The sequence below is a fragment of the Thiocapsa sp. UBA6158 genome (genome assembly GCF_002423035.1).
Lineage (GTDB): Bacteria > Pseudomonadota > Gammaproteobacteria > Chromatiales > Chromatiaceae > Thiocapsa.
Genome location: NZ_DIUM01000041.1, coordinates 1 through 23,478, shown reverse-complemented (window position 1 = coordinate 23,478; position 23,478 = coordinate 1). Strand labels below are relative to the sequence as shown.

General features: G+C 62.8%; 18 protein-coding genes and 2 pseudogenes. 12 read left to right on the top strand and 8 right to left on the bottom strand.

The features are described from left to right. The first annotated feature begins 11 nt into the window (after positions 1-11). The gene (locus tag B4N44_RS06360) at positions 12-704 is read left to right on the top strand and encodes a hypothetical protein (RefSeq protein ID WP_422664310.1); all 693 of its coding nucleotides are present in this window, start codon (positions 12-14) and stop codon (positions 702-704) included. Between the two features lie 200 nt (positions 705-904). Here the strand turns inward: B4N44_RS06360 and B4N44_RS06355 are convergent, their stop codons facing one another. From B4N44_RS06355 to thrC, 8 genes are all read right to left on the bottom strand, one after another. After that, positions 905-2,065 (bottom strand): PQQ-dependent sugar dehydrogenase, encoded by a 1,161-nt coding sequence (locus tag B4N44_RS06355; protein WP_296698164.1) that lies wholly within the window; start codon positions 2,063-2,065, stop codon positions 905-907. Next, positions 2,062-2,526 carry a DUF971 domain-containing protein gene (locus tag B4N44_RS06350; RefSeq protein ID WP_296698161.1) on the bottom strand — a complete coding sequence of 155 codons (465 nt, stop codon included), beginning with the start codon at positions 2,524-2,526 and terminating at the stop codon, positions 2,062-2,064. The genes B4N44_RS06355 and B4N44_RS06350 overlap by 4 nt, the downstream gene beginning before the upstream one ends. Positions 2,527-2,559: 33 nt before the next feature. After that, on the bottom strand, positions 2,560-3,660 hold the full coding sequence (gene hemH / locus B4N44_RS06345) for a ferrochelatase (protein ID WP_296698158.1): 1,101 nt from the start codon (positions 3,658-3,660) through the stop codon (positions 2,560-2,562). 162 nt (positions 3,661-3,822) lie between these two features. Then, positions 3,823-4,374 (bottom strand): hemerythrin domain-containing protein, encoded by a 552-nt coding sequence (locus B4N44_RS06340; protein ID WP_296698156.1) that lies wholly within the window; start codon positions 4,372-4,374, stop codon positions 3,823-3,825. Positions 4,375-4,544: 170 nt separating this feature from the next. After that, on the bottom strand, positions 4,545-6,263 hold the full coding sequence (locus tag B4N44_RS06335) for a potassium channel family protein (protein WP_296698153.1): 1,719 nt from the start codon (positions 6,261-6,263) through the stop codon (positions 4,545-4,547). Between the two features lie 191 nt (positions 6,264-6,454). Continuing rightward, the gene (locus B4N44_RS06330; RefSeq protein WP_296698150.1) at positions 6,455-6,838 is read right to left on the bottom strand and encodes a DUF6394 family protein; all 384 of its coding nucleotides are present in this window, start codon (positions 6,836-6,838) and stop codon (positions 6,455-6,457) included. Positions 6,839-6,922: 84 nt separating this feature from the next. After that, complete coding sequence (locus B4N44_RS06325; RefSeq protein ID WP_296698149.1) at positions 6,923-8,536, bottom strand: alpha-isopropylmalate synthase regulatory domain-containing protein; 1,614 nt, start codon at positions 8,534-8,536, stop codon at positions 6,923-6,925. Then, positions 8,533-9,918, bottom strand: coding sequence for a threonine synthase (thrC, locus tag B4N44_RS06320; RefSeq protein WP_296698147.1), 1,386 nt, complete (start codon positions 9,916-9,918; stop codon positions 8,533-8,535). The genes B4N44_RS06325 and thrC overlap by 4 nt, the downstream gene beginning before the upstream one ends. A gap of 478 nt (positions 9,919-10,396) precedes the next feature. Here thrC and B4N44_RS06315 point away from each other — a divergent pair. The 11 genes and pseudogenes from B4N44_RS06315 to coaE all read left to right on the top strand — a co-directional run. Next, positions 10,397-10,651: pseudogene (locus tag B4N44_RS06315) on the top strand (DUF4212 domain-containing protein); the annotation flags it as partial. An 84-nt stretch (positions 10,652-10,735) separates the two neighbouring features. Further along, positions 10,736-10,969 (top strand): annotated as a pseudogene (locus B4N44_RS06310) (DUF4212 domain-containing protein); the annotation flags it as partial. Between the two features lie 13 nt (positions 10,970-10,982). Beyond that, positions 10,983-12,788: a sodium:solute symporter family protein gene (locus B4N44_RS06305; RefSeq protein ID WP_296698146.1), complete on the top strand. Its 1,806-nt coding sequence runs from the start codon at positions 10,983-10,985 to the stop codon at positions 12,786-12,788. A gap of 181 nt (positions 12,789-12,969) precedes the next feature. Then, a complete protein-coding gene (locus B4N44_RS06300; RefSeq protein ID WP_296698144.1) occupies positions 12,970-14,835 on the top strand; it encodes a putative nucleotidyltransferase substrate binding domain-containing protein in 1,866 nt (621 codons plus the stop codon). Between the two features lie 9 nt (positions 14,836-14,844). Beyond that, positions 14,845-15,522 carry an exonuclease domain-containing protein gene (locus B4N44_RS06295; protein WP_296698143.1) on the top strand — a complete coding sequence of 226 codons (678 nt, stop codon included), beginning with the start codon at positions 14,845-14,847 and terminating at the stop codon, positions 15,520-15,522. 150 nt (positions 15,523-15,672) lie between these two features. After that, complete coding sequence (gene acs, locus B4N44_RS06290) at positions 15,673-17,619, top strand: acetate--CoA ligase (RefSeq protein WP_296698141.1); 1,947 nt, start codon at positions 15,673-15,675, stop codon at positions 17,617-17,619. Positions 17,620-17,760: 141 nt separating this feature from the next. Then, positions 17,761-18,594 (top strand): NYN domain-containing protein, encoded by an 834-nt coding sequence (locus B4N44_RS06285; RefSeq protein ID WP_296698221.1) that lies wholly within the window; start codon positions 17,761-17,763, stop codon positions 18,592-18,594. Between the two features lie 20 nt (positions 18,595-18,614). Continuing rightward, positions 18,615-20,330 carry a type IV-A pilus assembly ATPase PilB gene (gene pilB / locus B4N44_RS06280; protein WP_296698140.1) on the top strand — a complete coding sequence of 572 codons (1,716 nt, stop codon included), beginning with the start codon at positions 18,615-18,617 and terminating at the stop codon, positions 20,328-20,330. Between the two features lie 11 nt (positions 20,331-20,341). Further along, entirely contained in the window at positions 20,342-21,589 is a 1,248-nt protein-coding gene (locus B4N44_RS06275) for a type II secretion system F family protein (RefSeq protein WP_296698138.1), read from the top strand. A 234-nt stretch (positions 21,590-21,823) separates the two neighbouring features. Next, positions 21,824-22,702: a prepilin peptidase gene (locus tag B4N44_RS06270; RefSeq protein WP_296698137.1), complete on the top strand. Its 879-nt coding sequence runs from the start codon at positions 21,824-21,826 to the stop codon at positions 22,700-22,702. A 79-nt stretch (positions 22,703-22,781) separates the two neighbouring features. After that, positions 22,782-23,399, top strand: a complete 618-nt coding sequence (gene coaE / locus B4N44_RS06265) for a dephospho-CoA kinase (RefSeq protein ID WP_296698134.1) — start codon at positions 22,782-22,784, stop codon at positions 23,397-23,399. Positions 23,400-23,478: the final 79 nt, after the last annotated feature.

The window sequence follows — 23,478 nt, the reverse complement described above, 5'->3', positions numbered from 1 at the left end:
TGGACGCCAATCTGCTGCACATCTCATACGAAGGCTACGACCTGGAGGATCCCTGGGTCGAGCCGGGTGCGGACATGTGGCGCTGGAGCGTCGCGCCGCAGGACGCACCGGATCAGCCGACCGTCATCGAGCTGATGTTCGAGCGCGGCGATTGTGTCGGGATCGACGGGCAGCGGATGTCCCCGGCCGAGATCCTCGCCGAGCTGAACCGCATCGGCGGGGCCAACGGCATCGGGCGCAGCGATATCGTGGAGAACCGCTATGTCGGCATGAAGTNNGAAAACCGTTATGTCGGCATGAAGTCGCGCGGCTGCTACGAGACCCCCGGCGGTACCATCCTGCTCAAGGCCCATCGCGCGATGGAGTCCCTGACGCTCGACCGCGAGGCCGCGCACCTCAAGGACGAGCTGATGCCGCGTTACGCGAGCCTCGTCTACAACGGCTATTGGTTCGCGCCCGAGCGGCTGATGCTTCAGGCCGCGATCGACGCCACCCAAGAGGTGGTCAACGGCGTCGTGCGCCTGCGGCTCTACAAGGGCAACGTGATGGTGGTCGGGCGCAAGTCAGAGACCAACAGCCTGTTCGATGCCTCGATCGCGACCTTCGAAGAGGATGCCGGGGCCTACGATCAAAAGGATGCGACCGGGTTTATCCGGTTGAATGCGCTGAGGTTGCGGGTGGCGGGGCGCAAAAACCGCCCCTAAACCGCGTCCGAGGTGACCTGCCTGGCCGGGGGCAATCCCGGCCTTGTCGCCGTCCAGTGCGTTGGCCAGACGCGGTTTAGGATAAAAAAGCGTTTCGGGAGAAGCACTTTAAAATCCTGAAGCGCGTCCGGCGACGAGTTGTTTGGATGCGCAGAGGCTCGCACATCCAGCCGAGATAGAAGAGGCACCCGGGACGCGCTTCAGCGAGGCTCAATGCGCAGTAGAGACCCCTCGCCCGAGTCGATCAGCACATAAAGATAACCGTCCGGCCCCTGCCGGACGTCTCTCACGCGATTGCCGATGGTGAGCTTTTCCTCGTCGACGACCTTCGTGCCGTCCAGGACGATGCGACGCACCTCTCCGAAGACCAGGGCCCCGCTGAAGAGGTTGCCTTGCCAGCCCGGATAGCGATCGCCGGTGTAGAGCACCAGTCCGCTCGGCGCCTTGGAGGGTGTCCAGTTGATCAGCGGGTCGACCACCCCGGGACGACTGGTCTCGTCGGAGACGCGCGGCCCGCGGTATTCCATGCTGTAAGTGACCTCGGGCCAACCATAGTTCTTGCCGGGCTCGATCAGGTTGAGCTCGTCGCCGCCGCGGGAACCGTGCTCGTTGGCCCAGACGTGTCCGCTCGCGGGATCCAGGGCAAGACCCTGGATATTGCGGTGGCCGTAGCTGTAGATCTCAGGTCGCGCACCCTTTCGATCGATGAAGGGGTTGTCGGGATGAGGGCGTCCGTCCTCGGTCAACCGCAAGACCTTGCCGAAGTGCGTTTCGAGGCGTTGCGCCTGATCGCGGATGTTGCTGCCTGCAAAGGAAATCGGCGGATTGCCGCCGTCGCCGATACTCATGAGCAGGCTCTTGTCCGGCAGCCAAAGCAGGCGCGAGCCGAAGTGTTGTCCACCGCTCTTGACGTCGGCGTTCGTGAAAATCACATCGACATCCCGCAGCCGGTTGCCGTCGAGCCGTCCGCGTGCGAGCGCGGTGAGGTTGGCATCCCGGGTCCCGGTCGCGAAGGTGAGATAGACCAGCTGGTTGCGCTCGAAATCCGGATGCAGGGCGACATCCAACAGACCGCCTTGGCCGTAGGACAACACGGGAGGCAGACCATCGACAGGCTCGCGCGTCAAGGCGCCGTCGCGCAGGATTCGCAGACGCCCCGGGCGCTCGGTGATCAGCGCCGATCCGTCCGGGAGCCAGACGATGGACCAGGGATGCTCCAGCCCTCGCACCACCACCTCGGTGCTCCACCCCTTCGCCTCGGGTACGTCCGCGGTGGGTTTGACCGGACCTTCGACCGGTGCGCAGTGGGCGAGCGGGAGCCAGAGCGACCCAAGGACCGCGAGCAAGATCGGGCGGATCACGGGGTCGCCTCCTCGGTGGTCTCGGTCGGGCTCGCCGCTGGCCGGTCAGGCAGTTCGGACGGCGACTCCCCGCGCGCCTTCATGGTCTCGAAGGGATCCGGAGCCGTGCGCGTATACCCGGCCGCGCCGATCTTCTCCAGATAGTCGAACCAAAACGGCTGCCAGGCCCGCCCGAGTTTGTAGAGGTATTCCCAGTCATAGAGACCGGACTTGTGGCCGTCGTCGAAGAAGATCTTCACCGCATAGCTACCGACCTGCTGCAGGTCGGTGATGTTGACCTCTTCCTTCTTGACCTGGAGCTTCGCGGTGCTCGGCGAATGGCCGCGGACCTCGGCGGACGGCGAATAGACCCGCAGGTACTCGCACGGCAGTCTGAAGCGTGCCCCGTCGTCGAAGGCCACTTCCAGGATGCGTGACTTCTGATGCAGGTTGATTTCGGTCGGTCGGGCGCGTTGGTGCATAGTCAACTCCTCGAATCCGGCGATGGGTCGGCATCAAGCCGCAGCACCGAGCGCAAACGCTCGCTCGCGCCGTGCAGCCAGTGCGGTGGCGTCGACCGCAACGCGGCTGACCTCGGCCCACCCCGAGCTGTGCCGTTCGATCAGACCGGCCATCATCTCGATATGGTCCGGACGGTCGTTTAGGCAATGGATATAGCCGAACTCCTTGCCTCCGGCGCCGAGGAAATAGCCGCGGTTCTCCTCGTCGATCTCCTCGATGGTCTCAAGGCAATCGGCCGAGAATCCGGGCGACAAAACCTGGACCGATCGCACGCCTTCGGCACCCCATGCCTTCAGTGTCTCGTCCGTATAGGGCTTGAGCCACTCTTGGAAGCCGACGCGCGACTGGAAGGTCAATGCCCAGCGCTCCGACGGCAGACCGAGACGATCGGTCACCAGTCGCGCGGTCTTCTGACAATGGCAGAAATAGGGGTCGCCCTTCTCGAAATAATCCTTGGGAATCCCATGGAAGGAAAACAGCAGACGCTCGGGCTCGCCCTGCTCGGCCCAGTGGTGGCGGATGCTCTCGGCTACCGCGTCGATATAAGCCGGCTCGTCGTGGTACTGGTTGATGAAGCGCAGCTCGGGCAGCCAGCGCCAACGCTGCAGCTCGCGCGTGACGGCATCGAACACCGAGGCGGTGGTCGATCCGGAATACTGCGGATAAAGCGGCAGGACCAGGATCCGACGCGCGTTGGCTTGGCGCAGCTGGGCCAGGGCCGAAGGGATGGACGGGTTGCCGTAGCGCATCCCCAGCGCGACCTTGACCGGGCCTACAAACCGCTCGGTCAGGCGAGTCTGGAGGGCAGCGGCCTGCCGCCGGGCGATGCTCAGGAGCGGCGAGCCGTCCTCCGCCCACACCGCCCGGTACGCCTTGGCGGAACGGGCGGGACGCACGCGCAGGATGACGGCGTGCAGGATCGGGAGCCAGAGCGCGCGCGGCAGCTCCACAACGCGCGGGTCGGCCAGAAACTCGGCCAGATAGCGGCGCACGGCCGGCACGGTCGGGGCATCCGGGGTGCCGAGGTTGACGAGGAGGATCCCGAGGCATTCAGGGGTATCGTGGCGAAAATCAGGGGTACTTACGAACGTCATGACTCCGTCTCGGCTTTGGAGTGGATCCGGTCACGGGTCGAGCGGATCTCGGGCGCGAACGCGTCCGAGCCGGGGCTTGACCCGAATCGGTTTGAAGAGGTCTTTGTCCGACACGTCGCAGGCCGTAACTGATCGCTCGGACGCCCTCACACACCGCGCAGCTCAGTCCCTGGACTCCGCCGAGAGGCGCGCGTAGAGCGCTCGATAGCGCAGCGGATCCAGGGTCCCGAACAAGGGGTCTTCGAGGTTCGGCGCCTGCGCCTCGATCTGTGCCCAATCCTCCTCGGACAGACGTTCGAGTGCGATCGGGAAGGCCTCATCGTCTTCGAGCCGCTTATGAGCACGCAAGGTGCCGATCAGCTCGCGACCGTGGGCCTCGACATCTTCGCGCAGCAAGACCTCCTCATGGAGGATACCGTCGAGCGATTGGCGAAAACGGCGGCTCAATTGACCCAAGGCCTTATGCTGACGCATGAGGACATCGAAGACGTCGCGGCGCTCGGTGCCTTTCTCCAGAACACGCTCGAAGATCAGATCCTCGGTCGGGTGATGGACGACATCGGAGTAGTTGTCCATGTACTCGAGCATCTCGCACATGAGCTCGTAATCGGGCTCCGCACCCTCGTGAAAACGGTTCAGCAGGTCTTCGAACAGATCGAGCAGCCTTGCGAGACGGACGTGGTCCTCGGCGAGTCGAGTCATTACCGGGTACATGGGCCTTTTCCTCGTGACAGCGGTCGACGTTGCCCCAGTATGCCATCATCCTCATCCCGATACCGAGCACCCGCGGATTTTTCGCCGCATTGCACGCGCTGCTTTGCGAAAACCCGGGTGCGCTCGGTACAGCGAAGGTCGCGCCGAGACGAAGCGCCGACGGACGCGGTTCAGGTGTCGGACGCGGCACGCGCACGACGCCGTGCCAACCAGCGCCAGATCAGTCCGCCGGGAGCGACGTTCCCGGTCAAGACATATTCGAGCACATTGAGGTTCCGCAGCGTCCACGCCAGACTGCGGCTCGCGTCGGCGGGCCCGCACAGCAGCAGACGGTCACCGCTGCGCAACCGCACATCCGCGGCCGGCAGCAGCTCGCGCTCGTCGTCGTCCATTCGCAACAAGACGATCAGCGGCAGCGCCCGATCGCGGTCGCGTGGATCGCGCGAGAGTTGTTCGACGGTCACGGGGTTGCCGCATCGATCCATGGCACACAAGGCCGGCGCATGGATCTCGTCGATCGTGATCTCCCAGACATGTGGAGGGTGATCGTCGACCAGTGCGACCACCCGGCTGACCAACTCGCAGGCCCAGTCGTCCTTGCGATAGCGCGCCAGTATCGTCAGCTCGGCCAGCAACGGCGTACCCAAGCGCACCCGGATACGGTCGGCGATGATGCTGCTCGGCATCATCACCACTTGCGCACCGACGCGCTCGAACAAGACCTTATTGTGACGGTGATTCTGACGGGCCACGACGAACAGGGTCGGATTCAGCTTCAAGGCGGTCATGATGATCGAGAGGTTGTTCGCGTCGTCGTCGGTGCCGGCCACCAAGCCGACGGCCTCGACGATCCCGGCCTGCTCCAGCGTGACCGCCTCGGTACCACGCCCGTACACGACGCCTTGCTTGGGGATGCCGGTCTTGTGCGGAACCGCCTCGATCACGGTGAGCTCCAGGCCCTGATCGCTCAGATGGCGATACATGGCCTTGCCGAAACGCCCGAAACCGCAGATCACCCAACGCCCTTCGGCCGGCGGAAAGATCGGTGTATCGAGCGCCTGGTCCTCGTAGCCGGCCAGCCACTTGCTCAACAGGGTCAAACAGGGTGCCTGAATGGCGATCGCCATATCCAGGGCGAAGGTATCGAAAGGGTCGTAGATGTGATCGGTTCCGAACGAGGCCATGTTGGCCTCGACCTCATGCGAATCGGCCCGACAGATGACCGTGATCTCGGGATGCAGGAGCTTCGCAGCGATGGCGATCTTGAGATTGGCCTCGTTGACGTTGGTGAGTGCGACCACGCCTTTGCAGAGCGGATGTTTCAGGCCTGCGGCCTCGAGACTGGACGGCTCGCGGGCATCGGCGCACAAGGCGGGGACATATTCGCGCAGGTTATCGAGCTTGAGCAGATTTACACGCTGCGGATCGACGTCGATCGTCACCACGCGCTGATGTCGATCGGTCAGGCTGCGCACCAAGGCGGTACCGGTTTGGCCGTAGCCGCAGACGAGATAGAAGGGTTCGCGCAGTCGCCGGACCCGGCGGCGAAAACGCGCCTCCGTGATGGCACGCTGAAAGGTGGTGTCCTGCAGCAACGTGATCAGGGTGCCGATCGCGTAGAGCCAGACCGCGACCGTCGCGAACACGCTGAAGGAGACCCAGATTCGTTGTGCATCCGTAAAGGCGTTCGGCAGCTCGCCGAAACCGATGGTGGTCGACATGTAGCTGACGAAATAGAAGGCATGGAAGAAGCTCGTCGGAACCGGGTTGCCGGCCGCGTCCTGCGAGGGAATCAGCACCATACCCGCCATCGCCACCGCGTAGGTCCCGATCAGGACCAAGAGCGGCGTGCGCATCCGCCGCATGATGAGGTAGACGACGTTGTCCATAATTAAACCGCGCCCGGCGCGGCATGCAATATTTTTGGATGGGATCGGCCCCGGCAGACTTGACGACCGCTTGAGCCGGCGCAGTTTAAGATATTAAAAATATTAAATTTTAAACCGCGTCTCACCGAGATCGAGGACATCTCCAAAGCCAAACGCAAAATGAAAATGACGCATGTCGCTCTGGACGCGGTTTAGCGACGCAGGGTGAAGGTCTCGATCACCAGAAGCACTACCGACACCACGTTGGCGATCATGGCTCCGCCGCTCAGGGAGACGATGCTCGCCATGATTGCCGGTGTCATGCCCGCTTCGGTCGCATGAACGGCGATCGTCCAGACCAGGGCTGCGCCGATCAGCTGCAACATGGCGACCAGGCTGGTCGCCAACAGCAAGGCGCCCATATGGGTGCGGTCGCCGAACTTCAGTACGGTCGCGACCAGGTTGACCAAGATGACGCCGAACAGCTCCCAGACGTGATGATGCTCCGGGTTGTCGATCTCGCCGACGAAGAAGCCGAAGTTCAGGGTCAAGGCCAAGATGATGAAGAAGCCGAAGACGACCTTCTCGGGATTCATGTAGCGGATCTCCTTGCGCGATCGCGCGCATCTGTCGGCGCAAGGGTGCTCCTCGGCGTGCGTCGTTTCAATGGCAACATGCCGTTACGCCGCCGAGGATGCCGCCTCGGCGGAGCGCTGCGCGGCAAGTGCTCGATGCATGACGATGTTGAGCATCCGCACCGTCGCCCCGATCGCCGCGAAGACCTGATTGGAATGCACGCCGCGCGTGCGCAGCTCGCCCTGATCGGTCGCCCAGGTGATGCTGCATTCGGTGAGTGCGTCGGTGCGCCCGCCCTTGGGGATGCGGACCTCGTAGTCGAGCAGCGTCGGCAGGGCGAGGCCGCGCTTCTTCGCGATCTTGGCCAGCGCATTGTTGAAGGCGTCGAAACCGCCGTTGCCGCTGCCGGCGGCCATGTGGACCTCGTCGGCGATGCGGATCTTGATGCTTGCCGTCGATTCCAGATCCAGAGTCGAGGAGACCGAGCAGGCCAGCAGCTCGGCATGGTTGTAATCCTTGCTCTCCAGGACCTCGGCGATGATGAACGGCAGATCTTCGATCGTGATGGTCTTTTTCGAGTCGCCGAGTTCGACGATCCGTTTGAGGACCTTCGCCTGGTTCTCCTCGGAGAGCGTGATATCCAGACGCTCCAGATTCTTCGCGAGCGATGCCTTGCCGGCGAGCTTGCCCAGCGCATATTTGCGCCGTCGTGCGAAACGCTCGGGCGAGAGTCGCGTGTGATAGAGACTGCCTTTGCGATCCCCGTCGGCATGGATACCGGCGGTCTGAGTGAAGACGTCGGCGCCGATGATGGGCGCATTGTCGGCGATCCGCTTGCCCGAGAAGTATTCGACCAGCTCGCTGATGCGCGCGAGATGGCTCTCGTCGATCCCGATCTCCAACCCGAGCTGATCGCGCAGGTTGACGGCGACCTCGGCCAAGGAGGCATTGCCGGCGCGCTCGCCGAGACAATTCACGGTGCAGTGAACGGCGGCTGCACCCGCTCGGGCGGCGGCGAGCACGTTGGCGGTCGCAAGCCCATAGTCGTTGTGCGGATGGAAATCGAGCTTGATGCCCGGAAAATGCCCGAGCATGTCGGTGAAGGCGTCGAAGACCCGCTCGGGCGTCATGACCCCGAGCGTATCCGGGAGCATGAAGTGCCCGATCCCGCAATCGGCAAGGCGCTCGACCAGTCCGAAGACGTATGCCGGGTTGTCGCGATAGCCGTTCGACCAGTCTTCCAGATAAAGATTGACGGCCAGCCCGCGGTCACGCGCGATGACGATCGTATCCCGAACGTCGGCGGCGTGCTGATCGAGGCTCTTGCCGAGCTGGCCGCGACAGTGCTTCTCGCTGCCCTTGGCGAGCAGGTTGATGACGTGCCCGCCGGCACTCCGGATCCAGTCGACGCTGCGTCCGCCGTCGACGAATCCCAACACCTCCACGCGCTTGGCCAGATCGCGCTCTTCGGCCCAGGCGATGATTTGAGCCACGGCATGGGCCTCGCCGGAGGACACGCGGGCCGAGGCCACCTCGATGCGGTCGACCCGAACCAACTCGAGCAACACCTTGGCGATATTGACCTTTTCATCGGGCGAAAAGGACACGCCCTGGGTCTGCTCGCCGTCGCGCAGGGTCGTATCCATGACGTAGACATAGCGTCCGGGCGCACTCGCGGCCGGGATTTCGTCATATGCTGCAGGCGTCGTCGGGCTCATCGGGTGTCCTTCAGTGTATCCCGAATATGCGCCTTGAGCGTCTCCGCACCGGCATCGAGCTCGAGACAACGCGTCGGCAGATCCATCAACCCTTGCAGCGCGGGTGGAAGCGGGGCATCGCAGCCGATGGCAAGGCGGATCGCCTCGCTGAACTTGGCCGGATGGGCCGTCGCGAGACAGATGGCGTCCCCGGAGCCCGCCGCCTTGACCCCGACGGCGGTATGCGGGCAGAGAATGTAGCCGCTGGCGGCGTAGGTCAGGCGAATCTGCTCGAGCGTCTCCGCATCGCTCACCGCGACCGCATCGAAGTCGGCCCGCGCGCGGGCATGATGTGCCGCGTCGACCTCGAGCCGGCCGGTCGCCTGCAGCGTCTCGAGCAGCGCTCGCACCTTCCCGGAGTCTCCGTCGTGAAGAAAGTAGAGATAGCGCTCGAAATTCGAGGCGATCTGGATATCCATGGCGGGGCTGAGGGTCTGATAGGCCTCGCCGACGGCGTAGACGCCCGTGTCGACGAACCGCGTGAGGATATCGTTGCGATTCGTCGCGATGATGAGCCGATCGATCGGCACGCCCATCCGTTTGGCGAGGTAGCCCGCGAAGACATCTCCGAAGTTCCCGGTCGGCACCGCGAAGCTCAGGTGTCGCTCGGGATCCCCGCCGCCGGCGCGCGCCCATGCGAAGACGTAATAGACCATCTGGGCGAGGATCCGCACCCAGTTGATCGAGTTGACCGCGCCCAAGCTGAATTCGGACTTGAACGGCAGGTCGTTGAAGAGATCTTTGACGATGCGTTGGGCGTCGTCGAAGCTCCCCCTCACTGCAATATTGTGCACATTGTCATCCAGCACGCTCGTCATCTGACGTTCCTGAATCGGCGAGACCCGACCCTTCGGATGGAGCATAAAGATGCTGATCCGCGCCTTGCCGCGAACGCCGTAGATGGCTGCGGAGCCGGTATCCCCGGAGGTGGCGCCGCAGATATTGAGCTCCCCGCCGTCGCGAGCCAGCAGATACTCGAAGAGATTACCGAGGAACTGCAGCGCAACGTCCTTGAAGGCTGCGGTCGGCCCGTGGAACAGCTCGAGAATCCGCAGGTCGCCGACCTCGACGACGGGCGTCACCTCGGGGTGCGTGAAGGTAGCGTAGGAGCGTGCGATCAGCGCGCGCAGGTCTTCCTGCGGGATCTCGCCCCCGACGAAGGGCGTCATGACCTCGAGGGCCAGATCCTGGAAGCTTAGACCGGACCAGGCACGCAGGGTCGCGGCATCCACGCGCGGCACATCCGCCGGGACCAAGAGTCCGCCGTCGGTCGCCAATCCCATCAAGACGGCCTCGGCAAAGCCGACCGAGGCAATCCCGCCGCGCGTGCTTGAATACTGCATATCGCTCGAACCCACCGCTGAATGTTGTGACCTTATCGCGTTGCAGGGTAAGAAACAGCGCGGCCGTTGGCAACCGAGATTCCGTCCGAACCCTGAAATGCGTAACGAGATGTTGCCGAAGGTCGTGCTTTACCGATACATTCGCTGCGCCGGAGGCCCCCACCGTCGTTGACAGCATGACGTAGCGGGCCAGACAATGCCGGCGCCTCGCCCGGAGATTCGGACGAGAAAAAAATGGAAATCTGCCGGACCGCGCCAAGGGGCAAGACCGGCTTCGCAACTCGATATGAGAGCGTGGGTACGGGTTGCGCGACCGACTGATCGCTCGACATCACGCGCGCCGCGAGCAGTCGACAACAATAAGATCGACAGAGGGGGCACAGGTTACGGCCGACGGGCCAGCCGCATGAAGGGTTCCGTCATCGCCCCGTCACCCCGACCCAAAACACTCATCCGACACTACGGAGTGACACAACCTATGACACCTGGCAAACGAGCGGAATACTGGAGCGCGAATCTGCGTCTCCTGGCGATTCTGCTGACGATCTGGTTCATTGTCTCCTTTGGCTTCGGCATCCTGCTGGTCGAGCCATTGAACACCATCATGCTCGGGGGCTATCCGCTCGGTTTCTGGTTCGCGCAGCAGGGATCCATCTACGTCTTCGTCGTACTGATCTTCTTTTATGCCATCGCGATGAATAAGCTCGACAATAAGTTCGACGTCGGCGAGGATTCGGGAAGCGGCACGCCCTATCAAGCCGGCAGTCACGGCACGCACCCCGACAATGCACATGCACAACCGAGCAAGGCCGCGCAGTACTGGAGCGAGAATCTGCGTCTACTCGCCAGCCTGCTGACGATCTGGTTCGTGGTGTCCTTCGGGTTCGGCATCCTACTGGTCGAGCCATTGAACACCATCATGCTCGGGGGCTATCCGCTCGGTTTCTGGTTTGCACAACAGGGATCCATTTACATCTTCGTGGCGTTGATCTTCTTCTACGCCATCGCGATGAATAAGCTCGACAAAAAATACGACTTCGGCGAGGAATAAGGGGCGCAATTCTATGACATCACTTGAACTTTGGACTTACAGCATTGTCGGCGTGACTTTCGCGCTCTATATCGGGATCGCGATCTGGGCCCGCGCGAAGACGACCGGTGATTTTTACGTCGCGGGCGGCGGCGTCCACCCGGTCGCCAACGGCATGGCGACGGCCGCGGACTGGATGTCGGCCGCATCCTTCATTTCCATGGCCGGCATGATCGCCTTTGGCGGTTACGGCGGATCGGTCTTTCTGATGGGCTGGACAGGCGGCTACGTGCTGCTCGCATTGCTGCTGGCTCCGTACCTGCGCAAGTTCGGCAAGTTCACGGTGCCGGAATTCATCGGTGACCGCTATTACTCGCAGACCGCGCGCGTCGTTGCCGTCGTCTGCCTGATCCTGGCATCAGTGACCTACGTTATCGGTCAGATGACGGGTATCGGTGTGGCCTTCTCCCGGTTCCTGGGCGTCACCTACGAGATGGGTATCCTCGTCGGCATGGGCATCGTCGCCATCTACGCCATCACCGGCGGCATGAAGGGCATCACCTACACCCAGATCGCGCAATACGTCGTCCTCATCTTCGCCTACACGGTCCCGGCAATCTTCATCTCCCTGAACCTCACCGGCAACCCGCTCCCGCAACTCGGCCTCGGCAGCGAATACGCGCGCGACGGAGTCGCCAGCGGCATATCTCTGCTCGCCAAGCTCGACCAAGTCGTGACCGACCTCGGGTTCAAGGAGTACACCACGCAGGTGATGGGCAGCTCGCTCAACATGTTCGTCTACACCCTATCGCTCATGATCGGTACCGCCGGACTTCCGCACGTCATCATCCGCTTCTTCACGGTCCCGAAGGTGCGTGACGCACGCTTCTCGGCCGGCTGGGCACTGGTCTTCATCGCGATCCTCTACACCACCGCACCAGCTGTCGGCGCGATGGCTCGCCTGAATTTGATGGACACCATCCAGGTCGGTCCGATCGGCAGCGAAACCGGAAACCTCGTCTACGACGAGCGCCCGGACTGGTTCAAGCGTTGGGAGACTACCGGTCTGCTCAAGTGGGAAGACAAGAACGACGACGGTCGCATCCAGTACTACAACGATCAGAACGCGGAGTTCGCCGCGACGGCCGAAGGGTTCGGCTGGAAGGGCAACGAGATGGTCACGGTCAACAACGACATCATGGTGCTGGCCAACCCCGAGATCGCGAATCTACCCGCCTGGGTCATCGCCCTAGTCGTTGCCGGCGGTCTCGCTGCGGCGCTCTCCACAGCGGCGGGTTTGCTGCTGGCCATCTCCTCCTCGATCTCTCATGACCTGCTCAAGGGTGTCTTCATGCCGAAGATCTCCGAGAAGAAAGAGCTGATGGCCGGGCGTCTGTCGATGATCGGCGCAATCATCTTGGCGGGTTACCTGGGACTCAATCCACCGGGATTCGCGGCCGGAACCGTGGCCATCGCCTTCGGGCTCGCAGCCTCGTCGATCTTCCCGGCGCTGATGCTGGGGATCTTCGCCAAACGGATGAACTCGCTGGGTGCCGTCGCCGGCATGATCGGCGGCGTGACCATCACGCTGCTGTATGTGTTCCAGCATAAGGGCATCTTCTTCGTGAAGGGGACCGAGTTCCTGATGCCCGAACTGGGCATGGGCGCGAACTGGTTCTTCGGGATCACGCCGGAGGCATTCGGTGCCGTCGGCGCACTGTTCAACTTCATCATCGCCGCAGTGGTCTTCAAGTTCGCGGCACCGCCTCCGGAGCACATCCAGCACCTTGTCGAGGATGTGCGCATTCCGCGTGGCTCGGGAGTTGCGACCGGCCACTGATCGAGGACCGCGGTGCAGGCACTCGAAGCGCAATCACCGCCTGTACCTGATCGAATGCCCCGTAGCAAGACCTCGGGGCATCCTCGAAAGGTTTTCAGCCCCGCTTCGGCGGGGCTTTTTCATCGACATCGCTCCTGCCGAGCACGACCAAGCCGCTGAGTCAGAACCAGAGTAACTCGCCATGAACATCGAGCTGATCGAGATCCGAGACTTCCTGGCCAGTCACCCGCCGTTCGCTCAACTGCCGCAAGACACGCTCGAACGCCTTCCGCAGCGCCTTTCGGTGCGCTATTTCCGCCGTGGCACACCCTTCCCGCCGGAAAGCGCCGATCCGTCCTGCGTCTATCTCCTGCGTCGCGGTGCAGTGGAGCTGCGCGACGCCAACGGCGAGCTGGTCGGCAAGCTGGCCGAGGGTGATTTGTGCGACATGCTCTGCCGGCCCACACTGGAGAGCGGTCGATTTTTCGGCAACACCTCGGAAGACACCCTCGTGTACGCCCTGCCCTGCGCCGAGTTGGCGGATCTACGCGATCGGCACGCCGCATTCGCGGAGCATTTCGACCAATCCATCTCCAGTCGACTGCGCAAGGCGCTGGACATCATTGTGGACGCGCCGGCCGCCGGCACCGGCCTGATGACGGTGCAGATCGGCAACATGATCAACCGCACGCCGATCGTCGCGAGCCCGGAGACGAGCATTCGCGAGGCCGCTCAGGTGATGTCCGAGCACCGCGTCTCCTCGCTTCTGATCATGGAAGGCGATCGGCTCGCCGGCATGATCACGGACCGCGATCTGCGCAGCCGATGCGTCGCCGTCGGCCTGTCGACCGACCGCCCGGTCCGCGAGATCATGACCGAGAAGCTGCAGACCGCACAGGTCGACACGCTGGGTTTCCAGGCCCTGATCACCATGACCCGGCTGAATGTGCATCATCTGCCGGTGCTGGACGGTCAGCGTGTGGCCGGACTGATCTCGACCACCGATCTCACCCGCTTTCAAAGCGCCAACGCCGTGTATCTGGTCGGCGACATCCATCGCGCGACATCGATCGAGACGCTGGTGCAGATCAGTGCCAAGATCCCCGAGCTTCAGGTCCACCTCATCAACGGGGGAGCGACCGCAAACCACGTCGGTCAGGCCATCAGCGCCATCACCGACGCCATGACGCAGCGTCTGATCGCGCTGGCCGAGGCGGACCTCGGCAGTCCGCCCGTCCCCTACGCCTGGATCGTCGGGGGCTCGCAGGCACGCCGCGAGCAATCCTCGCACTCCGACCAAGACAACGCCCTCCTGATCGCGGACCACGCAAAACCGGACGACGACGCCTACTTTGCGGCACTCGCGAAGATCGTGAACGACGGCCTCGACGCTTGCGGTTTCGTTTACTGCCCGGGCGATGTCATGGCCTCGAATCCAAAATGGCGCCAACCTCTTAGAATCTGGCACAAATATTTCGCCAATTGGATCCTCAAGCCCGAGCCGATGTCACTGATGCTCGCAAACGTCTTTTTCGACCTGCGTGCGGTGCATGACCCGGACAATCTCTTCCCCGAGCTGCAGGAGCTTATCCTCGAGCGCTCCAAGGCGAATCGAATCTTCGTCGCCTACATGGTCGCAAACGCGCTCAAATACCGGCCACCTATAGGGTTTTTCCGCAACATCGTGCTGATCCAGGGCGGCGACCACGACCACACCTTCGATATCAAGCACAAGGGCATCGTGCCGATCGTCGACTTGGCACGGATCTACGCGCTCTCGGGCGGACTCCCCGAGACCAATACCATCGAGCGCCTGAGCTCCGCCGCGGAGCACGGAACCTTGAGCAAAGACGGAGCCGCCAACCTGACCGACGCCATCGAGCTGGTCGGAACCCTGCGGATGCGCCATCAGGCCAATCAGCTCGCTCACGGGAAGAAGGCGGATAACTTCTTGTCGCCGGACGAGCTCTCTCCGCTCGAGCGCGGACATCTCAAGGACGCCTTTCTGCTGATCAACACCATGCAGGAATCCCTCGGACAGCGCTATCAAGCCGGGCGCTTTGCGTAGGCACTGATCATGTCGCGACTGCTCGATTGGCGCCGCCGCTGGCAACTGCGCCGGACCCCCCCGGGGCCCTTACGCTCCTACCTGGAACATCCGTTTCCGGCGCCGAGAACGGACTATCGGGAGGTGGACTATCTCGCCATCGATCTGGAAACGACCGGACTGGACCTCGCCAACGATTTGATCCTGAGCGTCGGCTATGTCTGGGTCAGAGGCACATCCATCGACCTGTCGAGCGCGCGCCATCGGGTGGTGCGGATCGATCGTTCCATCCCCGAGGCGACGGCGATCATCCACCAGATCACGGACGACGAGTCCGCCGAAGGCAGCGAGCTTGCCGACGTCCTCGAAGAGCTTCTCGAGGTCCTGGCGGGCAAGGTGATGATTGCCCATCATGCACGCATCGAGCGCGGCTTCCTGACCAACGCCTGCAAGCGGCTATGGAAGCAGGGACTTCTGATGCCTGTCGTGGATACCCAAACATTGGCATACCGTACCTTCGAGCGACGCCAGACCCCGTTCAAGGCGTCCGATCTGCGCCTGCATGCGCTCGGCGATCGTTACAACCTGCCCCGTTACAGCGCGCATAATGCGCTGAGCGATGCTCTGGCCTCGGCCGAGCTGTTCCTCGCCCAGGCCGCCTATCGAGACAACAGCGACGGACTGCCGCTGCGGGATTTCCTGTGCTGAGATCAGGCACCCCCGAGTAGACCCCGGTCGTTCCCGGCTGGCTGCGCCCTATTGGAGGGTTTACTATTAGCCGTTCGCGTCCGCCGGCACCGAAAGAATGCGCGCGTTGCGCGGGCACAGCTCACTCACCAAGTCGAGGAGACAACAATCATGTCGGAAGAAAAGGTCTACCAGGTTCCTGCTGACATCGCGGCCAAGGCCCATGTCAACGCCGAGCAGTACGCCGCCATGTACCGGCGGTCCATCGACGACCCGCAGGGGTTCTGGGCCGAACAGGCCGAGACGTTCTTGACCTGGTCCAAAAAGTGGGACTCGGTCATGGACTACAGTTACAACGCCGAGGATCTGCATATCAAGTGGTTCCAGGGCGGCAAATTGAATGTCTCCTACAACTGTCTGGATCGTCATCTGGCCACCCGCGGCGATCAGGTCGCCATCATCTGGGAGTCCGACGACCCCAACCTCGACCGCAAGATCACCTATCGCGAGCTGCACACCGAGGCCTGCAAGCTCGCCAACGTGCTCAAGTCGCGCGGCGTCGAGAAGGGTGATCGCGTCTGCATCTATCTGCCGATGATCCCCGAGGCGGCGGTGGCCATGCTCGCCTGCACCCGCATCGGCGCGGTGCACTCGATCGTCTTCGGCGGCTTCTCGCCCGACTCGCTGCGTGACCGCGTGCTCGACTCCGAATGCCGGCTCGTCATCACCTCCGACGAAAGCGTGCGCGGTGGGCGTCACATCCCGCTGAAGAAGAATGCCGACACCGCCCTGACCGAGTGCCCGAACGTCGACACCGTCCTCGTGGTGCGCCGCACCGGCGGCAAGGTGGAATGGACCGAGGGTCGCGACCTCTGGTACGACGAGGCACTGGCCGCCGCCTCGGCCGAGTGCGCGCCGGTGGACATGGATGCCGAGGACCCCTTGTTCGTCCTCTACACCTCCGGCTCCACCGGCAAGCCTAAGGGCGCGCTGCACACCACCGGCGGCTATCTGGTCTATGCCGCCATGACCCACAAGCTCGTCTTCGACTATCAGGACGGCGAGGTCTACTGGTGCACCGCCGACGTGGGTTGGGTCACCGGCCACACCTATATCGTCTATGGCCCGCTCGCCAATGGCGCCACCTCGATCATGTTCGAGGGCATCCCGAACTACCCCGACATGTCGCGCTTCTGGGACGTGGTCGACAAGCACCAGGTCAACATCTTCTACACCGCGCCAACCGCCATCCGCTCGCTGATGCGCGCCGGCGAGGAGCCCGTGAAGAAGGCCTCGCGCAAGTCGCTGCGCATCCTCGGCTCGGTCGGCGAGCCGATCAACCCCGAGGCCTGGGAGTGGTATCACCGCGTCGTCGGCGACGAGCGCTGCCCGATCGTCGACACCTGGTGGCAGACCGAGACCGGTGGGCATCTCATCACACCGCTGCCGGGCGCCACGGCGCTGAAGCCCGGTTCGGCCACCCTGCCCTTCTTCGGCGTGGTCCCGGCGCTGGTCGACCCGGCCGAGGGGACCTTGATCGAGGGCCCGGGCGAGGGCGCGCTCGTCATCAGCCAGCCCTGGCCGGCGCAGATGCGCACCGTCTACGGTGATCATCCGCGCTTCATCGACACCTATTTCAAGCAATATCCGGGGTATTACTTCACCGGCGACGGCGCGCGTCGCGACGCCGATGGCTATTACTGGATCACTGGGCGTATCGACGACGTGCTCAACGTCTCGGGCCACCGTCTCGGTACCGCCGAGATCGAGTCGGCCCTGGTGCTGCACCCGCATGTCGCCGAGGCGGCGGTGGTCGGCTATCCGCACGACCTCAAGGGTCAGGGCATCTACGCCTATGTCACCCCGATGTCCGGTGTCGAGCCGACCGACGAGCTCAAAAAGGAGCTGGTCGCCATGGTGCGCGGCGAGATCGGTCCGATCGCCATCGTGGATATCATTCAGTGGTCGCCCAGCCTGCCCAAGACCCGCTCGGGTAAGATCATGCGCCGGATTCTGCGCAAGATCGCAGCCAACGAGATCGACTCGCTCGGCGACACCTCGACCCTGGCCGACCCGACGGTGGTGAACGATCTGATTGAGAACCGCGTCAACAAATAGCGGAACGCGGCCGATCGCCTGCGTCGCAAGGCAGGGGCGATCGGCCAAACGAAACGGTTCGCCGACCCGCGGCCATCGCTCGCGACACCTGCGGGAGCGATGGCCGCGCTGCCGTGCGCAAAATGCGAAAGCGCGGTCATGATGAGTTCGAGTTTCAGAGTCGGCGTCTTCGTCGATGCCGAGAATGTCCGCTACAACGGCGGTTTTCAGATGCGCTACGACGTGCTGCGACGCTTCGCCGCTCGCGAAGGCGGCATCCTGCAACGTTTGAACACCTACATGGCCTTCGATGCCGAGCGGGCTCGCGAGGACATGGAATACAAGAAAAAAGCACAGACCTACCAGCAGATGGTGCGGGACTTCGGCTGGAAGATCACCGTGAAGCTGGTCCGGCGCTATACCGACGAAAGCGGAAACGTCACCACCAAGGCCAACGCCGACCTCGACATGGCGGTCGATGCCATGCTTCAGGCCAACAAACTCGATCAAGTCCTGCTGGTGACCGGCGACGGCGATTTTCTTCAGGTCGTCGAAGCCTTGCAGAACACCGGTTGCCGGGTCGAGCTGATGGGCTTCAAGAACGTCTCGCGCCAACTTCAGCAACAGGTCGACGCCTACTATTCCGGATTTCTGATCCCCGATCTGCTGCCGATCTCATACGAGCCGCGCAACGAGTGGGGCAAGCCCGGATCCTGCGTGCGCGGAGTCTGTACAAAGTGGTTTGCGGACAAGGGTTACGGTTTCTTGAGGATCATGGACCGCATCTCGCCCTCGCTGTGGGTAACGGATCCACGAGAAGCGGATTCTCCCTACATCAGCGTCTTTTGCCATGTCAACGAGTTGGCCGACGATGTCACCGAGGACATGTTGATGAACCGTGAGACGGTGCTTGAGTTTTATCTCAACGAGAGCGAGCAGAAGGACAACGGCCTGGTCGCGAGCAATGTCCGACTCGCCTTTTCAGTCAACCGCTGACGCGCGACGACAGACAAGCCATGGCGACGGACCAAACAGCCAAGAACAAGCTCTCGGGACTCGCCTTGCGCCTGGTGCGCGATAACCTCATCTCCGAGCGTGACGCCATCGCCGCCTACGAGGATGCGGCCCGCCGCCGGCAAGCCTTCGTCCCTTACCTGGTCGAGCAGAAGCTGCTCGACAGCCGCAGTATCGCCGTGGCGGCCTCGCACGAATTCGGGGTGCCGCTGCTCGATCTGCATGCACTGAATTTGCTGAACCTTCCGGTGAACCTGGTCGACGAGCGATTGGTGCGCAAACACCGGGCGCTGCCGATCTTCCGCCGCGGCAACCGCCTCTTCCTGGCGCTGTCGGATCCGACCAACGATCAAGCGCTCGAGGAGATCCGCTTCAACACCGGGCTGGCCACCGACGCGGTGCTGGTTGAAGAGGACAAGCTCAAAGGGGCGATCGAGACCGCGATCGAGGCCCAGGACACGACCATGACCGAGCTCATGGATGCGGACCTGGAAAAGCTCGAGATCACGCCCGACGACGAGGATCTGCGCGAAGACGCCGACATCAACGTCGACGACGCACCGATCGTCCGGTACGTGAACAAGGTACTGGTGGATGCCATCTCATCGGGCGCCTCGGACATCCACTTCGAGCCCTACGAGAAATTCTTTCGCGTGCGCTTCAGACAAGACGGCATGTTGCGCGAGGTGGCGAGTCCACCCATGAATATCGCCGGGCGTCTGGTTGCACGCCTGAAGGTCATGTCGCGGATGAATATCGCCGAGCGTCGTGTCCCTCAGGACGGACGCATCAAGCTCAAGGTCAGCCGCACGCGCGACATCGATTTTCGCGTCAATACCTTGCCGACCCTTTACGGCGAGAAGGTCGTGCTGCGGGTCCTCGATTCCGCGTCGGCTCAAGTCGGCATCGAGGCACTTGGCTTCGAGCTCGATCAGCGTACGGCCTTCCTGGAGGCCATCCACAAGCCGTACGGCATGATCCTGGTCACCGGCCCGACCGGCTCCGGGAAGACGGTGTCGCTCTATACCGCGCTCAATCTCCTGAATCAGCCGGACATCAATATCTCGACGGTCGAAGATCCGGTCGAGATTCAGGTTCCGGGGATCAATCAGGTCAGCATGAATCCCAAGACGGGTCTCACCTTCGCCGCCGCGCTTCGGGCGTTCCTGCGTCAGGACCCGGACATCGTCATGGTCGGCGAGATTCGCGACCTGGAGACCGCCGAGATCGCGGTCAAGGCCGCGCAGACCGGACATCTGGTGCTCTCCACACTCCATACCAACGACGCCCCGCAGTCGCTGACCCGTCTCGCCAATATGGGCGTTGCGCCCTTCAATATCGCCTCCTCCGTCCTGCTCATCATGGCCCAACGTCTTGCGCGTCGCCTCTGTCCGCACTGCAAGGCGCCCGAGGACCTTCCGCGCGAGATCTTGCGCCAGGAGGGCTTCAGCGAAGAAGACATCGAGGAAGGGATCGTCGTCTTCGGACCCGTGGGATGCGATCGCTGCACCAAGGGCTACCGTGGGCGTGTCGGCATCTTCCAAGTGATGCCGGTCTCGGAGTCGATCAGGCGGCTCATCCTCGAGGGCGGAAACGCGATGCAGCTCGCCGAGCAGGCCCGTCGAGAAGGCATCGCGGACCTGCGTGAGTCCGGTCTGCGCAAGGTCAAAGAAGGGATGACGAGCCTCGAGGAGCTCAACCGAGTCACCAAGGAGTGACGAGAACGCTCATGGCAACCGCACTTAAAGCAAAGCCGAAACCCAAACCGCAGGCCGAGAAGGCTTACGTCTTCACCTGGGAAGGACGCGACCGGCGCGGGGCCAAGGTGACGGGCGAGACCCGTGCGGCCAGCATGACGATGGTGCGGGCCGATCTACGACGGCAAGGCGTGAGCCCGACCAAGGTCAAGAAGAAGCCCCAACCGCTCTTCAGCCACAAGCAGAAGATCACCAGCAGCGACCTCGCCATCTTCACCCGTCAGCTCGCGACCATGATGTCCGCCGGCGTTCCCTTGGTGCAGGCGTTCGATATCGTCGGACGCGGCCACGAAAACCCGGCGATGCAGGACTTGATCCTAGGCATCAAGCAAGACATCGAGAGCGGCAATGCCATGGCGCTGGCGATGGGCAAGTATCCGCTGTATTTCGACGACCTGGTCTGCAACCTGGTCGCTGCCGGCGAACAGGCCGGCGTACTGGACCTCCTGCTCGACAAGATCGCGACCTACAAGGAAAAGACCGAGTCGATCAAGGGCAAGATCAAGAAGGCCATGTTCTACCCGGTGGCGGTCATCGCGGTGGCCATCATCGTAAGCGCGGTTCTGCTCATCTTCGTCATCCCGCAGTTCAAGGACTTGTTCGCGAGCTTCGGTGCCGATCTGCCCGCTTTCACCCTCATGGTCATCGGCCTGTCCGATGCACTGCAGAAATGGTGGTGGGCAATCCTCCTCGGACTCGGCGCGGTCGGCTATGTCATCGCCAACACCTTCAGACGCTCGCGCGCATTCCGCGAGGCGATCGATCGAACGGCGCTGAAGATCCCGATCATCGGGCCGATCCTCAACAAGGCCGCGCTCGCGCGCTTCGCCAGGACGCTTTCGACCATGTTTGCGGCCGGCGTACCGCTGGTCGAGGCGCTGGACTCGGTCTCGGGTGCAACCGGCAACATCGTCTACCAAAACGCGGTCTTGAAGATGCGCGAAGAGGTCGCGACCGGCCAATCGCTGCAACTGTCGATGCGCCAGCAAGACCTTTTCCCGCACATGGTCATTCAGATGACATCCATCGGAGAGGAGTCGGGGTCGCTCGACGACATGCTCGCGAAGGTCGCCGACTTCTACGAGGAGCAGGTCGACAATGCGGTCGACGGTCTCAGCAGCCTGCTCGAGCCACTGATCATGGTCGTGATCGGCGGCCTGGTCGGGAGTCTGATCATCGCCATGTACCTGCCGATCTTCAAACTGGCCTCGGTGGTTTAAACCGCGTCCAGAGCGACATGCGACATTTTCATTTTGCGTTTGGCTTCGGAGATGTCCTCGATCTCGGGGAGACGCGGTTTAAAATTTAATATTTTTGAATACTTTAAACCGCGCCGGGCGCGGTTTAGTTCGCATCGGGCCTTGCCCATGCCGCTCTCACCGGGCGCCGTCGCGGATACGGCTCGGAAACCTGCGTTCAACGAAACACCGACTCGACGGCCAAGGGGACCCTGCATGGATTGGATTGACGTCTTCGAGCAAACCCCGCTGCTGCTCTATGCGGTCTCGATCCTCGTCGGACTGATCGTCGGCAGTTTTCTCAATGTTGTCATCCTGCGGCTTCCTCGAATGCTCGAAGACGAATGGGCGCGCGACTGTGCCGAGCTCTCCGGCACGCCGAGCCCCAACGACCGACCGGATCAGAAACGTCTCTCGCTGGCCCATCCGCCGTCGACCTGCTCGCACTGCGGCCATCGGATTCGGGCCCACGAGAACATCCCGGTCTTGAGCTATCTCCTCCTGCGCGGTCGATGCTCGGCCTGCGGCGCGGGAATCGGTCTACGCTATCCATTGGTGGAGATCTTCACGGCGCTGCTCACACTGATCGTTGTCCTGCAATTGGGTCTCGGCTGGCAGACCGGCCCCGCCCTCCTGCTGACCTGGGCACTGATCGCACTCGCCGTGATCGACTTCGATACCCAGCTTCTGCCCGACAGCATCACACTGCCGCTGCTCTGGCTCGGCTTGGTCCTGAGCCTCTTCACGGTCTTCACCGACAGTCACTCGGCGATCATGGGCGCTGTCGCCGGCTACCTCAGCCTCTGGTCCGTCTTCCATCTTTTTCGACTGACCACCGGCAAGGAAGGCATGGGCTACGGCGACTTCAAGCTGCTGGCACTCTTCGGCGCCTGGCTGGGCTGGCAGTCCCTGCCGCAGATCATCCTGTTGTCCGCCTTGACCGGGGCTGTGCTCGGGGTCGCATTGATCCTGGGCGGCCGCCATGCGCGGGGCGCGCCCATGCCCTTCGGTCCCTTTCTCGCGGCAGCGGGCTGGATCAGCCTGATCTGGGGAGAGCAGATCAACCAGACCTACTTACAGATGGTGGGGCTCTAAACCGCGTCCGGCACATTCGGTTTAGATGGGATTCCTTTTGAACGCGTCCGCGACGCGGCGCACGGATTCGGACCAAGAGATGCTTGTAATCGGCTTGACCGGCGGTATCGGCAGCGGCAAGTCCACTGTTGCGGAGGCGTTGGCCGCTCGCGGCGCGGGCGTGATCGACACCGATGTCATCGCGCGTGAATTGACCGAGCCCGGGCAACCGGCCCTTGCCGAGATCGCCGCAACCTTCGGCGCCGACCTCATCGGGCCGGACGGGCGGCTCGACCGCGACGCCTTGCGTACGCAGGTCTTCTCCGACCCGAAGTCACGCACTCGGCTGGAGGGCATCCTGCATCCAAGGATCAAGGACCGGATGCTCGAGCGACTTGCGGCACTCGACGCGCCCTATGCCGTCTTGGTCATCCCGCTTCTCTTCGAGACCAACCAACACACCCACGTCGATCGCGTCCTCGTCGTCGATATCCCGGAGGGGGCACAGCGCGAGCGGGTGCGTCGGCGCAGCGCTCTGACGCTCAGCGAGATCGACCGCATTGTCGCCAGCCAGATCAGTCGCGCCGAACGTCTTGCCCGAGCAGACGACATCCTCGACAACAGCGGCGACCTCCCTGCCCTCTTGGCGCAAGCCGAACGCATCCATTGCAAGTACACCGACCTCGCCGAAGACGTGAAGGATCGCGAGGTTCGCTAGATCGCGCCGGGGCTGCGGCGATCTTCAGCCCTTCCGTAACCGAGTCGTCACACAGGTCTTGACAGTCGATCCGATTCGG